We start from the raw sequence: 15158 nt of genomic DNA, 5'->3' as shown, positions 1-15158 counted from the left end.
ATTTCGGCTAGAATTTCTACGGACTAAATGACCGAAAGGCAGCACTATACATGTTGGTTTCTACTAAGGGCAGATATGCCCTGCGCGTTATGGTCGATCTGGCCGAGCACCAGGCAGCCGGTCGCATCCCGCTCAAAGAGATCGCGGCGCGACAGGGGATTTCCGAGAAATATCTCGAGAACATTTTGGCTACGCTCGTGCGCGCCAACATGCTCTCGGGCATGCGCGGCAAGGGCGGCGGCTATGTGCTCACGCGCCCGCCCGAGCAATACACGGTGGGCGAGATCTTGCGCCTGACCGAGGGCAGTCTGGCGCCGGTCGCCTGCCTGGATGGCGACTGCAAGGGCTGCTCGCGATCTGATGAGTGTCCCACGCTCGACGTGTGGAAGAACCTGGACAAGCTCATCAACGACTACCTCGACGGTGTGACGCTCGATCAACTTGTCGCTCCCAACCATGGCTACGACTACGTCATCTAACCCACACCTGCATTTGGGGACGGGGTGGAAATGGTAGATTTTCTCGCCCTTTGAGACTTGGCAAATAAGAAGGCCGCCCATTTTTGCGATGGGCGGCCTTCGTTTTGGGCTGTTGAGACGGACACGGCCGGAATGGCCGTTTTAGTCCTCGGCGATGCTGTCGAGGATGCTGCGCGTGATGGACACCAGGATGCTGCCCATAAAGGCCGATCCAAAGCTGGCGATGGAGATGCCGACGCCCAGCAGGTTGACCGACAGGTAACTCGCGAGCTCAAGCATAAAGCTGTTGACGACAAGCTGGAAAATGCCCAGCGTAATGATCGTGAGCGGCAGCGAGATGACCGTGAGGAACGGTTTGACGAACGAATCGACAATGTTCAGGAACAGTCCCACAAAGGCAAAGCAGACCCAGGTCTCGGCAAAGCCGAAGGGTTGGATACCGGGGACGAGGAACGTGGCGATCGCGATGGCGATCGAGGTGAAGAGCCAGTTAAGCATAAAGCGCATGGCGTGAATCCTTTCTTGCGCCGGGGTTGCTGGCGTCGCGTGAAGCGGCTTGCGGCGGCGACCTGGATGGTTGCGCGGGCGCGCCGCGGTGTTTGGGCGCCCATTGTCTCAAATATTCGTGGAGCTTACGTGCGCATATGGTTTCTAAACGGCGTTCGTCCTGAAAAACGCGCCGCTGGCAGAGAGTCTTGTCGCTTTAGTTTGGTGGTGTGCTACACTGCTACGGGCAAAAGCCACAGGCGTTGCCCTATTGCATGGAACGGGCGAACGATGCCCGATGTCAGTATCAACTTCGATGCCTTTTGGCGGGTTTGGCGGTGATCGATGAATATCGAGAACATGTTTGACAAGCCTGATGTCAAGCAGCTGGTCCACGCATTTAGCCTTTTGGACGACGAGAAGGATATCCAAGCGTTTTTGACCGATATCTGCACGCCGCGCGAGATTTGCGACCTTTCTCAGCGTTTGCAGGTTGCGCGCTATTTGGACGAGGGCGAGCCTTATGTTGAGGTTCAGGCCCGTACCGGCGCTTCGTCCACCACGGTGAGCCGCGTTTCAAAGGCGCTGAACGGCGAGTACGGTGGCTACCGCAAGATCCTCATTAAGTTGGAGGATGGCGAGTAGGCCGGCGACAACATTGAATTACGAAGAACCGTCCCTCCGGGGGCGGTTTTTATATGCCTGCAATCGGCTGGTGCGTTGGGTTCAGGTTGCTTTGTACCAAAAGATGGAACTGCGGTGGCAATGTGTCCGCTTGGGCGGGTAGGATGGATGCATTGATTATTGCGAACGGTTTGAGCGGAGGACCATGCCTGTTCGAATCTATACCACCAATGCCGGCACGGATTTGAGCGATGCCGAGTCGGCGCTGCTTGCCGACCTTATTGCCCGTCACGGGCGTGCCGTGCTGCTGGCGCCAACGTTCGCCGAGCTCGACCTGTGCCGTCATGATGCGGCGGAAGCCGGGGCTTCGCTGGGTATCGACTACAAGACACCTTCGTCATGGCTTCGCTCGCTTTGGGAGCTTTTGGGCGACGGGCGCGATTTCGTCGACAACCTGCAACGCCAGATGCTGTTTTCGGATATGATTGCCCGCCGCGACGATGCCGACCTGCAGCCGCTTTCGCGTAGCCAGGGCACGGTGCGCATGCTCGCGCGCATGGCTCGCGATGTGCTTCCGGGTGTGGCGGGGACAGGTGCCGAGCGTTGCTGCGACAACGTTTGCCGGCCCGATCCCAAGAGCGACGCCGAGGCTCGCGTATTCGAGCTGTTGAGTGCCTATGCGAGCGGCTTGGACCGTCGAGATATGGTCGAGCCCTGCGAGGCAGCTGACATTATGGCCGGCGCTTTGACCGACAGCCTGCCGGCGTACGCCCGCGCCGTTTGCGTGCGCGGCGTCACGTCATTTACGTATAGCCTGCTCGAGCTGCTGTCCGCCGTGGCAAACAACGGGGGAGAGGTTGTCGTGCTGCTCGCCCGCGAGCAAGCGGCGATGCGTGAGGAGCTGGCCACGGCCCTTGATACCCGCGGTGTGCTGTTTGAGGTTGCACCGCTGGACGAGGATGCTGGCGCTCCCGCGACTGCTCCAAAGTCCGTCGCACGTCCTGCCTTTGTGGAAGTCGCCGGCCCCCATGCTCGTGCCCGTGTCTATGCGGACGTCATCGATAAGATGGTGAAAGCGCACAAGGAGTCCAAGGTCAACGATGCCGCCTCCGCGCCCGCCGATCCCGTGCGCGTGCTCGTTGTTTCTGCCCGGGCACCCCAGTTGTTCGGTGAGCTCGCCGCTCGTTTGGCGGCGCGCCACGTTGCTGCCGAGACGACCGAGTTCACGGCGTTTTCTCAATCCATTGTGGGCAGGCAGTTCACGGCGCTCGCCAACCTGATCGAGCGTATGAAGGCCGCCGACGAAGGGGCAGCTTCCAAGACTGAGTGGTGGCCCGCTCCGGAGCTTACCGACTGGATTTACAGCCCGCTTTCGGGTACTGACGCCGCGAGCGCCCGCGGCTTCGACAAGAACATGCGCCTGTCGCGCAGCAAGACCACTGCGGGCGTCAAGAGCCTGCTGCAGAGTGTGCAGGGCCAGGTGAGGGGCGCCCGCAAGGCCGCCAACGACGATAACTGGTTTAAGAATGTGCCGTGCGTGGTCTCGGACGTGTTTCAGGCGCTGTGGCGCGACAAACCCGTGACGGCGCTCAAGGCCATGCTCGCCGTTGCAGAGGCGCTGCCCGATCGCGCTCTAGGCGGTCTCGACGGTCAGGCCCGTCGCCAGGCGGAGACCGCCCTGCTGCGCCACGCCATCGACATCCTTATGAACGATGCTCGCGCGCTCGACGTGTCGCAGGCCGCGACCGTGCCGGTTCTCGACGGCGTTCGAACCAAGGTGGACAAGCGCAGTACCGCCTACGATTACGAGACCTATGAGGTCGATCGCACACCACGAGCACAAGTGCGCTTCGCGTCGCTTGCCGATGCGTCGGTTCTTCGCCCTGGCAGCTACGATGCCGTGCTGTTTGCCGATGTCGACCTGGACAGCTATCCGCTTTCGCACGAAGAGGGCCCGCTTGCCACGTTGACAGCCGAGCTGCGCCGCGACGGCGTGTCTTTGGAGCCCGCTGCCCTGCTGCGCGTGCGCTTTGGCCGTGCGATGCAGGCGGCGAGCGGTCCGGTCGCGCTCGCCCGTGTGACGCACGATCGCCAGGCACGCGAGTGCTACCCGGCAGCCGTATGGACCGAGCTGTGGGCACATGCCGAGGCCGCTGGCGCTGCCAAGCCCATGCGCGTGGGCGAGGGCGATATCATCGCCGACTTCGATCCCGCGGCAGGTGAAGGCCTCAAGCGCGAGCGCGTGACCTGTGAAGCCCCTCAGCATCTGAGTGCCGAGGCCGTGCCGTATTTGGTCCTGCGCCGTCGCGATGGCGAGGGTGAGGACGCGCCGCTCGTGCCGCGTCTGACGTCCGCCTCGCAGATCGAGGCCTATTCGACCTGCCCGCTATGCTGGTTCGTCTCGTACCGCGTGAAGCCCCAGTCGATCGACGCGGGCTTTGGCAACATGGAAAAGGGCAACTTTGTCCACGACGTGCTGGAGCATCTGCATGCCCGTCTGCCCCAAGAGAGCATGGAGCGCGTGACGCCCGAGAATCTGCCGCGCGCACAGGAGCTGCTGCACGAGGTCTTTGACGAGACGTTGGCCGAGCACGCCGGCAAGCGCGGCACGGAGGGCCCGCTGGTGCCGCTCTCTGCGGTGGAGGAACGCCAGGTGGCCGAGATCTTGCCGCAGCTGGAGGGTGTGCTTGCCTACGAGTCCGAGGCACTTGCCCCCTTTGCCCCGCGCTACCTGGAGTTCGCCTTCAACGAGCTCAAGGTCGAGTATGCCGGTTGGCCGCTTGGCGGGCGCATCGACCGCGTGGACGTGGACGCCGAGAATCGTGCCGTGGTGATCGACTACAAGCATCGCACGGGCGTTGAGGAGTTTAAGCTCGCCGACCCCACGGTGCGCGACGAGGAATCGGGCACGGCGCCCATCGACGATCCGCGCTGGTTGCCACCACATACCCAAACGCTCATCTACGCCCAGGCCATGCGCCGGGCGCTGGATTTGGACACCCGCGCGGCGCTCTACTTTTCGACCAAGGGCGGCAAGCCGGCGTTGCGCGGTGCCGCGAGCGCCGAGCTGCTCGAGGAAGAGCGCGGCGACGGTCGCATCCCGGGCCTTAAGAAAGGTTTCCCCGGCGAGGGTGGCAGCATGGACTTCGACGCCCTGCTCGATCGCGTTGAGGCCGGCATCGCCGAGCGCCTGCGCGAGCTCGAGGCAGGCAACGTTGCCGCCGTCGACCCGACGTCGGCTCAGGCCGCGCATGCGCGCTGCTCGTATAACCACGAAGGAACGTTTGTAAGGAGGGACGTGTAGACCATGGATCTTTCGACTTTGATGCCGCAACAGCTGCAGATTGTCAAAACGCTCGACCGTCCGCTGTTTGTCTCGGCGGGCGCCGGTTCGGGCAAGACCTTTACCCTCACGCGTCGCATCGTCTACGCGCTCTCGCCTGAATCCGGTCCGTTCGTTGAACATCTTGACCAGGTGCTCGCCATTACCTTTACCAAAGATGCCGCGGCCGAGATCCGTGACCGCGTGCGCCGTGCGCTTATCGACGAGGGCATGGACGAGGAAGCACTGACCGTCGACGACGCGTGGATCTCGACCATTCACGGCATGTGCTCGCGTATCCTGCGCGCGCATGCGCTGGAGCTGGGCATCGACCCCGAGTTCACGGTGCTCACCGATACCGACGAGCTTATGGACCAGGCTGTTGAGCATGTGTTGGCCCGCGCGACGGCGCCCGATGCCGCCCCCGAGCTCGCGGCATCGCTCAAGGCCCTCTATGCCTGGTATCCCATGGCGGGCGAGGGCGGTTCCTTTGGCGCTGGCGCGACCATCAAGGGCCTGGTGCGCGACCTGCTGGAGCTGTCGAGCCAGTTGCCGGGCGGTATGGACGACGTGTGCGTGGCGCGCGGGCAGGCCGATACCTCGGCACTCGCCGATGCCTATCGCGCGGCGCTGGGCGCAAGCAAGGCCGCGACCGAGAAGGCGCAGATGGCACTCGACGCCATTGACGCGTTCGAGGCGAGCGGCAAGACCATGGCCGATGCAGCGCGACTCATGATGTCGTGCACCATGCCGCGCGCGAGCAAGGCATTCCCTAAGGAGCAGGTCGAGCTGCTCAAGGCCGAGGCCGCCGATGCGTTTATCAATATCGTGCTTGCCTGCGGTGGCCCGGCGCTCGATGCGCTGGTGGGCCTGGCCCGTTCCGTGGAGGCTGAGTATCGCGCGCTGAAGGCTGCCCAGTCCGCCCTCGATAATAACGACCTGCTGCGTATGGCCTACGAGGCCCTGCGCGATTACCCTGCCATCCGTGCTGCGTACGAGGGCCGCTTTAAGATGGTCATGATCGATGAGTTTCAGGATACCGACCAGATGCAGGTCGATCTGATACGCTACCTGACGGGTGCGGGGGAGCGCGCGCTGTGCACCGTGGGCGATGCGCAGCAGTCCATCTATCGCTTCCGTGGCGCCGAGGTCGAGGTGTTCCGTCGTCAGGAGCGCAAGGTGGGCTCGTCTGCCGCGCCCGAGGCGACTGCCGTGGCCGATGCCCCTGCCGGCGAACTCGTCAAACTCGTGCGCAACTTCCGCAGCCATGACGAGGTGCTGCGTTACGTGGCACGCGTCTTCGACGGCGATGACGGCGGCCTGATGCAGGGCTTTTTGGATCTTGAGGCGAGCGACGGCCGCAAGGACACGCTGGTGGCGGACGCCTCGCGCCGCCAGGCCCTCTTTGTTGCCGGCGGCAGTATGCAGGAGCGCACACAGGCCAAGGCCCGCGCGATCGCCGAGCGCTTCCGCGCGCTTGCCGATGCCGGCCAGCCCCAGGGCGGCATGGTACTGCTGCTGGGCCGCATGACCAACGCCGATGTCTACGCCCAGGCCTTCCGCGATCAGGGGCTCGACTGCGTCATCGCAGGCGGCTCGGTCTTTGCCCAGGCAGCCGAGGTGCAGACGGTGCGTGCCCTGGTCTGCGCGCTCGCCAATCCGGCCGATACGGCGCAGGGCCTTATGCCGCTGCTCGCCTCGCCGATGTTTGCGCTCGGCGCCCAGGAGTTCCTGGCGCTGGCGACCAAGCTCGATGGCGAGACGGGGGAGACCTCGCGCCGGAATATCGACATGGGCATCATGAGCGATTCCGATGTGCCGGGCTTGCAGGGCTTGCCGCTTGTGACGCGTGCCCGCGAGGTGCTGCGCTACGCACTGCGTCGCGTGGGGCGTGATTCGTTCGCCGCCATCGCGCGCGACGCGGTCAATGCCTCCGGCTGGTTCGTGCGCCTGGCGCAGCGCGGCCCCGAGGGCAAGGCCATCGCCGCCAACGTGCTCAAGGCGCTCGACGCCGTGGCCGAGGAGGAGGCCGAGTTCGGCAACTCGCCGCGTTCCATCGCGCTGGCCTTCGACCGCTTCTTGGCGGGCAAGGAGGCCCCGGGTGCCCTCAACGAGGAGGGCGACGGCGCGGTGCGCATCATGACCGTGCATGCGTCCAAGGGTCTGGAGTATCCGGTCGTAGCGGTTGCCGAGTGTTTTGGCGTGCGCAAGCCGTCCGGTGCGGCTCAGATGGGGCGTGTCGAGGGCGGAGCGCAGGTCGTGGCACTGCCAGCTCGTTTTGATGGCGTTAAGCTTGCCGATGGGACCTTTGTGAAGGGCGATGACGTCAAAAAGCAGTTTGAGCATGCGTTTAAGGGCAAGGGCACGTCGCTGTGGCTGCCGCCGGAGCTCATGGAGGACGTCTGTGCGACGGGTTCTCCCGCCGAGGCATTTGCTCGCCTGCGCAACGACGACCTGCAGCTTTCGCTCGAGGAGCGGGCTCGTCTGCTCTATGTCGCCATGACGCGAGCGCGTGAGCTGGTCATTCTGGCGATGGATGCCGGCGTGAGCCGCGGCAAGGTGACGGCGCCGACCTTTGATGTCGAGACCGATCTGACCTACGATGTGCTGCGCCGTATTTTGCCGACCGATGCTCTGGATATGCCGCAGCTCGATGCCGACCGCTTGGTGTTCGACAACTCCCAGCTGGGCGACTACGAGCTCATTTCGCTCGCGGGCTTTACCTTTGGCGAGCAGACGTTTGAGGCCAACGCTTCGCTGGATGCCGAGGGCAGGCTTGTTCGTGGCGATGCCGATACGGATGCTGCCGACGATTCGGCCAGTACAATCGTCCCCGGTCCTGTCGACCCCAAGCCCGATTCGTTCGAGCTTGTGTATCCCCAGGCAGTGGGCGTGCGCATGGGCATCTGTCCGTATCCGATGCGTGACTCGTATAGCTACTCGTCAATCGCCGCGGCACTCCATGCCGAGACGGAAGACCGTGCCGCCGAGGCTCGTGTTCCCATGGACGAGACCGGCGATGATGCGGAGTCGGATGGTTCCGAGATGACGGACGCAGACGTGGCCGCTGTCGAGCCCGCCGGCAATCCCATGGCGCTGGGCTCGGCCTTCCACGCCGCCTGCCAGTGGCTCATCGAGATGGGTGCCGATGCGCTGCCCGCTGAGCGTGCCGACGCCCTGGCTCGCCTGTGGCACCTGACGCCAGAACAGCGCGAGCGCTTCGATGCCGCTCTGGAGCGCTGGCTCAAGTCGTCGGTTCGTGCCGAGCTACTCGCGTGGCCGTGCATCCGTGCCGAGGTACCGTTCTTCTCGCTGGGCTGCGAGGACGAGGACATCGCCCGCTACGGTGCATATGCCGAAGGCGCCATCGACGCTTTGGCGACCGACCCGGCCGATCCGTCACGCGCGCTGGTCATCGACTATAAGACGGGCGGCACGCCGGACGAGACGCCGGAACAGCTGCAGGAGAAGCACGCCCTGCAGGCGCGTGTCTACGCTGATGTTCTGCACAAGGCGGGCTTTGAGGCCGTGACGGTCAAGTTCGTCCGCGTGGAGCAGCCTGATCCAACCATCTTCGTCGAACCCGCCGAACCTCAAGTAGTCACCTACAATCTCTAGCCCTCAGATAACTTGCGGTGGAATAGTTCCTGTATTGCGGCCCAGATGGCCCAAGCGGGAACTATTTCACCGCAACTCAAGAGGAGCCGTGTGGGTTTGGCTAGGTTCGGGTGCCGTCCGTGCCGTGCGGTAGAATCGTAACCCTAAGATCACGAACCCGCATCGGAGCTCATTACATGGCATTCGTCCATCTGCACAATCACACTGTTTTCTCCATGCTCGACGGCGCAACCCGTATCCAGGATATGGTCAATCGTGCCGTAGAGCTGGGCATGCCCGCCGTCGCCATTACCGACCACGGCTACATGTATGGCGTGCCCGACCTGGCGCTGGCCTGCGACGCCGTCAACCACAACACGCCCGAGTACAAAACCTGGAGCCACGACAAGGCCTTCCTGGAAAAGGACCGCCGCGACGAGCTGGTGGAGCCCGATCCCGAGGAAAACCCGCGCGAGCATGCCCAGTATGTGAAGGACATGGCCATGTGGGACGAGAAGGGCAACATCGACGAGCTCAAGCCGCCCCTGGTCATCAAGCCCATCTTTGGCTGCGAGGTCTACTTTACGCCGGACGAGACCCTTGCTCGCGACCACAAGCCCGAGCTCTACCACATGATCCTTCTGGCCAAGGACCAGGAGGGCTACGTCAACCTGATGCAGACGGTTTCCGAGGCCGCCGTGCAGGGCTTTTACTACAAGCCGCGCGTGACGCTCGACAACCTGCGCCGCCACGCCAAGGGCATGATCTGCACGAGCGCCTGCATCGCGGGCATCATCCCCAAGTACATCGACCGCGGTGACATGGAGGGCGCCATCAAGTGGGCCGAGACCTTCCGTGACACCTTCGAGCCCGGCGACTTCTACATCGAGATCCAGGAACACGGCATCACCACCGACAACGGCCTGACCGACGAGCAGATGGACCGCACGCTCATCGACATCGCCAAGCAGGTGGGCGTCAAGGTCATCGCCACCAACGACTTCCACTACCTGCGTCGCGAGGACGCGCCCGTGCAGGACGTCATCATGTGCATTGGCATGAACGCCAAGGTCGACGACCCCAACCGCATGCGCATGACCGGCTCGGAGTTTTACATGAAGACCGAGGAGGAGATGCGGGCGATGTTCCCGTATTGCCCCGAGGCCTGCGACAACACGCTCGAGATCGCCGACAAGTGCTACGTTGAGCTGGACTGGGACTCCATCATCCTGCCGCGCTTCCCGTTGCTCGATCCCGGCGAGACGCACGAGAGCCAGTTCCGCCGCGAGTGCGAGAAGGGCCTGCGCCAGCACTATGGTGACGACTGGGCCACGCGCGAGATCGGCGGCGTCAACATCAAAGAGCGCTTTGAGTACGAATACAAAGTCATCTGCGACAAGGGATTTGCCGCCTACTTCTTGATCGTTGCCGAGTACGTGCAATGGGCCAAGGACAACGGCATCGGCGTCGGCCCCGGCCGTGGCTCGGCCGCCGGCGCTATCGTCGCCTACGCCATGAACATCACCGCGTTCGACCCGCTCGAGAACGGCCTGATGTTCGAGAGGTTCCTGTCCCCGCAGCGTACCGAGATGCCCGATATCGATATGGACTTCGACGATGAGCGGCGCCTCGAGGTCGTGGAGCACGTTCGCCAGCTCTATGGCCCCGAGAAGGTCACCCACGTCATTACCTACTCGACCATTAAGGCCAAGCAGGCCATCAACGACGCCGCGCGCGTCCTGGACTACCCGGTCTACATGGGCCAGCGCCTGTCCAAGATGGTCTCGAGCGACCCCAAGGTCAAGCTCAAGCAAGTGCTCGAAAAGCAACCCGGCAAAGAGGATCTGTTTAACCCCGACTTTGCCGAGGCCTATAAAAAGGATGACGACGCCCGCCGCATCATCGACACGGCGCTCTCGATCGAGGGCCTCACCCGTGGCGAGGGTGTGCACGCGTGCGCCGTTCTGATCTGCCGCGATCCCGTCAACGAGCATGTGCCCACCAAGCTCGATACCAAGGGCGGCGTCGAGATTACCCAGTACGAGGGCCATACCGTTGCCGACATGGGCCTGCTCAAGATGGACTTCCTGGGCCTGCGCACGCTGACGGTTATCTCTAAGGCCAAGGCCAACATCAAAAAGAACTTCGGCATCGACATCAAAGAGGAAGAGATTCCCTTTGACGACCCCGAGATCTTTAAGCTCATGGGCTCCGGTCACACCGCCGGCGTCTTCCAGGTCGAGTCCGCCGGCATGACGGCCACGATCAAGAACATGAAGCCCACCGAGTACAAGCATGTCGTGGCATTGATCGCCCTGTACCGCCCGGGCCCGCTGGGCGCCGGCATGGTCTCGTCCTACATCAACCGCATGAACGGCAAGGAACCGGCCGTCTCCTACGACGACCGTCTGGACGACATCCTGGGCGAAACCTACGGCACCATGGTCTACCAGGAGCAGGTTATGCTCATCTCCGTCGAGATGTGCGGCTTCTCCAAGGGCGAATCGGACTCGCGTATCCGTAAGCCCGTGGCTAAGAAAAAGATCAAGCTGCTCACGTCGACGGTGCTCCACTGGGAGGATGGCTCGGACGAGACCACCTACGACCACTGGATGAACGGCGCCATCAAGAACAACTACACGCGCGAGGTCGCCCAGAAGATTTGGGACGATGTTCTTGAGTTCGCGTCCTACGCCTTTAACAAGTCGCACTCCGCCGGCTACGCCATCCTGGTTATGCAGACGGCGTGGCTCAAGGCGCACTATCCGCACGAGTACATGGCGGCCGTTCTGACGTCCTATACGGGCAAGACCGACAAGATCGTTCACTACGTCTCGGCGTGCCGCCACGACGGCATCCCCGTGCTGTCGCCAGATGTCAACGAGTCCGGTACCGAGTTCACGGCTACCAAGGAGGGCGTGCGCTTTGGTCTGGCCGGCATCCGCGGCGTGGGCACCGGCGTGGCGCAGGCGATTATCGCCGAGCGCGAGGCGGGCGGTCCGTTTAAGACGCTGCACGACTTTGTCGAGCGCGTGGACTCGAGCCAGGCCAACCGCCGCGTGATCGAATCGCTGATCAAGGCAGGCGCCTTCGACTCCACGGGGTATCCGCGTCGCCAGATGATGCACTTTGTGGATAAGAACAACCCTGAGAACATCATCGATGCCGCGGTAAAGCGCCAGAAGGATCGTGCGAGCGGCCAGACGTCGTTCTTCGACATGTTTGGCGACGTTGAGGGCTCGGGCTTTGAGGTGAGCGTGCCCGATCCGGACGGCAAGGAGTGGGACCGCCACCTTAAGCTGAGCCAGGAGAAGGAGGTTCTGGGCATCTATGTCTCGGACCACCCGCTGCGCCCGTTTGAGTATGCGCTAGCCAAGGCGCGCGACTTCTCGTTCTCGCAGATCGATACCGGCTACGAGGTGCAAAACCCCACGGGCGGTACCATCAACCAGGAGATTCCCGAGGGCAAGGCGCTGTGGTGGGCCGGTATGGTCTCGAGCGTGTCCAAGCGCGTAACCAAAAACGGCGACCCCATGGGTATTGTGCAGCTCGAGGACATGGAAGGCGAGGCCACGGTCGTGGTGTTCCCCAAGACCTACAAGGAGGCCGAGGGGTACCTGTACGGCGAGGTCGATCCCGAGACCGGCGCGCAGCTGTCCGATGCGTTTGTGCGCATTAAGGGCAAGCTCGAGCGCTCGGACCGCGGCGACCAGATCATCGCGCAGGAGATCGTGCCGCTGGAGCTCAACGAGGAGAACAACAAGCCCAAGGTGTTTGAGGTCATGGTGCCCAACAGCCGCTTTAGCCAGGGCAATATGGCGCGTCTTGCCACGGTGCTTACCGCCAACCCGGGCGGCGACCGCGTGGAGATCTTTATCGAGCAGGTGGACGGGCGTGTGCTGCGTGCCGAGGTGCCGGCCAAGGTCAACGCACGCTCGATTCCGCTGTTGGCAGAGGCAAAGGCCATCGTCGGCAACCAAGGCCGCGTGACGGTGATCTAGGGACGGCGTTGCTGGTCCGCGCGAGATTGGAGGAAGTGATGGCGCAGGGGACGTTTGTGCAGGCGCTTCGCAAAGAGGCGGCGCTGAGCGGCACCTTTATGAAGGGGCGTTCGCTCATGCTCAACGGCGCCGTGCTGTCGATCGAGGACAGCGGCTCGCGCTTCTCCAAAAACGTGACGGTTGAGGGCTCGGTGCGCGGTTCGCGCGGCGACCTGTACAAGACGCACGTGGCGCTCGACATGGACGAGCACGAGGTGATCGACTACGACTGCGATTGCCCCGCTGCCTATCGCTACCCCGGCATGTGCAAGCACGCCATCGCCACGGCGCTTGCGTATCTGGACGCAAGCGGCATTGAGCCCGTCGAGGGCCTGCGCACGCCGGTCCGCACGTTTACGGCGGCGCCCAAGCAAGCCACGCGTCCCGCGTCCGCCGCACCGGCGGTCAACCCTAACTTTCCCTTTCCGGCGCCCGTCCCCACGAGTCCCAGCCTCATGGCGGCGCTCTCCGATCTTTCGGACGCACGCATGGATGAGCTGGCGAGCATGCGCCGCAAGCTCGCTGGCAGTGTGGATCCCGATGCCCCCAAGGCGGTGTTGGAGCCCTCGTTGGTGCCGTACTACAATCCACTGTTTGCCGACCGCTTTAGCTGGGCGCTCGAGCTTCGCATTCGTTGTGGATCGGTCTCCTACGTGGTCAAGGATATCGACGGCATGGCCGACGCCTATGTCCGAGGCGGCACCTTCTCGTACGGCAAGAAGCTCACGTTTGTCCATACGCCCGAAGCCTTCGAGGACGTGTCGACAAAGCTGCTCAACCTTGTTGTGACGACAGTTGCCTATCTCGATGACATCACAAGCTCGCGTTCGGCGTCGTACGACTTTGCCCGCAGCGGTTTTGTCGCCGAGCGTCAGTTGCCGCTGTCCGAGCATAGCATCGTATATGTGCTGGACCTGCTGCGTGGCCAGACCATCTCCTTTGAGCCCGCCTGGTCGCGGGGGACGACGACGCATCGCACCTATGACGTGGCGGTTGAGATGCCTCCGGAAGGGGAGGACGAGGCTCTGTCTAAGCGCCCACCGCTCCTTGCCGCCAAAATCGCGCCGGCGGCTGGCGGCAGCTACGATCTACGCCTGCCGGCCGATGCATACTGCTTTGCTTCGGGCGACGTTGCCTATCTGGTCGACACCCGCCGTGCGCGCCGCGCCGATGTAGCGTTTGCCCAGCATGCGGCGCCGTTCCTATCGCGCTTACTGCCCTGTCGCACGCCGATCCATATCGCTGTCGACCAGGTGGGGGAGTTCTGTCGTATGGCGCTGCCCATTTTGCGCGACTACACCGACCTTACCGCGCCCGCCGTGCTCGACACCGTGGCGCCCGAGCCGAGCTTTGCCATGGCAATCGGTGTCGACGACGGGCTCGTGACCTGCAAGATTACGGTTTCCTACGGCGACTGGTCGGCAGATCTCTTTAGCCTGGGTGCTCCGGGAAGCCCCTTCGAAGAACAGCGCCCGGGCGTGCCGCCGCGCGACGAGATAGCAGAGTTTCGCGTTATGGACACGGCGGCCCTGTATTTCGACTTTTACGAGGGCGGCCTGGCGTTTGAGGAGCGCGACGACGAGAGCCTGTTCTGCTTGCTGACCGAGGGCCTGTCTGCCCTGTCCGAGCTGGGCGAGGTCATGCTCAGCGACCGCCTACGCCAGATCTCGGTGCGCCCTGCGCCCAAGCTTTCGGTGCGTGCCACCGTCAAGAGCAACCTGCTCGATGTTGAACTGGGCGCGAGCGGTCTTTCGGCGGCAGATCTTGCCATCTACCTCGACTCCTACAAGCGCCATCAAACGTTTGCGCGCCTTACGTCCGGCGACATCATTCGCCTGGACGAGGGCGCTCGAGCCGCGTTTGGCCTCGCCGAGGACCTGGGCGTCGATGCCGTCGACCTGCTCGACGGCGTGTCGCTTTCCGCATCGAGCACCCTGTTCGTCGATAGCATGCTCGCGCGCACGCCCGCGCTCGAGGCCGATCGTGACGCCGCGTTCCGCCGTACCGTCGAGCGTCTGGACACGCTCGGCAAGATGGACTTTACGGTGCCGGCATCGCTCAAGGCAACGATGCGCGGCTACCAGGTCGACGGCTACCAGTGGCTTGGCTCGCTCGAACACCTGGGCCTTGGCGGCATCTTGGCCGACGATATGGGCCTGGGCAAAACGCTCCAGATGATCGCGCATATCCTGGCGCGCGTGGAGGCGGGGGACACTAAACCCACGCTTGTGGTGTGTCCCGCGTCGCTTGTGTACAACTGGACCGCCGAGCTGGAGCGCTTCGCCCCGTCGCTCGATGTGTGCGCCATTGTGGGCGCCAAGGCGCAGCGCCGCGTGCAGATCGCCGGCGTGGCCGAGCATAACGTGGTCGTGACGTCGTATGACCTTATGCGGCGCGATATCGACGAGTACGTCGAGCAGGACTTTGCCCGCGTGGTGCTCGATGAGGCCCAGTACATTAAAAACCCGCTCACCCAGGTGGCGCGCGCCGCAAAGCGCCTGCCTGCCGGCGTGCGCTTTGCCCTGACGGGCACGCCCATCGAAAACCGCCTATCCGAGCTCTGGAGCATCTTCGACTTTTTGATGCCGGGCTTACTTGGCACGCGCGAGT

General features: G+C 63.3%; 7 protein-coding genes. 6 read left to right on the top strand and 1 reads right to left on the bottom strand.

What is annotated here, in order from left to right:
* Positions 1-50: 50 nt before the first annotated feature.
* A complete protein-coding gene (locus AB5Z54_RS00195; RefSeq protein WP_022094857.1) occupies positions 51-479 on the top strand; it encodes an RrF2 family transcriptional regulator in 429 nt (142 codons plus the stop codon).
* Positions 480-620: 141 nt separating this feature from the next.
* Here AB5Z54_RS00195 and AB5Z54_RS00190 read toward each other — a convergent pair whose 3' ends face one another.
* Positions 621-986, bottom strand: coding sequence for a phage holin family protein (locus tag AB5Z54_RS00190; RefSeq protein WP_035137358.1), 366 nt, complete (start codon positions 984-986; stop codon positions 621-623).
* Between the two features lie 324 nt (positions 987-1310).
* On the opposite strand from AB5Z54_RS00190, the gene AB5Z54_RS00185 reads away from it, so the two are divergent.
* The 5 genes from AB5Z54_RS00185 to AB5Z54_RS00165 all read left to right on the top strand — a co-directional run.
* Complete coding sequence (locus AB5Z54_RS00185; protein WP_022094855.1) at positions 1311-1610, top strand: YerC/YecD family TrpR-related protein; 300 nt, start codon at positions 1311-1313, stop codon at positions 1608-1610.
* A gap of 184 nt (positions 1611-1794) precedes the next feature.
* Entirely contained in the window at positions 1795-4893 is a 3099-nt protein-coding gene (locus tag AB5Z54_RS00180; RefSeq protein ID WP_368142816.1) for a PD-(D/E)XK nuclease family protein, read from the top strand.
* A 3-nt stretch (positions 4894-4896) separates the two neighbouring features.
* A complete protein-coding gene (locus AB5Z54_RS00175) occupies positions 4897-8529 on the top strand; it encodes a UvrD-helicase domain-containing protein (protein WP_368159593.1) in 3633 nt (1210 codons plus the stop codon).
* Positions 8530-8705: 176 nt separating this feature from the next.
* Positions 8706-12509: a DNA polymerase III subunit alpha gene (dnaE, locus tag AB5Z54_RS00170; RefSeq protein ID WP_368159591.1), complete on the top strand. Its 3804-nt coding sequence runs from the start codon at positions 8706-8708 to the stop codon at positions 12507-12509.
* Between the two features lie 38 nt (positions 12510-12547).
* The coding region (locus AB5Z54_RS00165; protein WP_368159588.1) for an SNF2-related protein at positions 12548-15158 on the top strand (2611 nt) is incomplete at its 3' end.

The sequence above is a fragment of the Collinsella aerofaciens genome (genome assembly GCF_040910185.1).
Taxonomy (GTDB): Bacteria; Actinomycetota; Coriobacteriia; order Coriobacteriales; family Coriobacteriaceae; genus Collinsella; species Collinsella aerofaciens_BF.
This window is presented reverse-complemented; position numbering and strand designations above follow the sequence as displayed.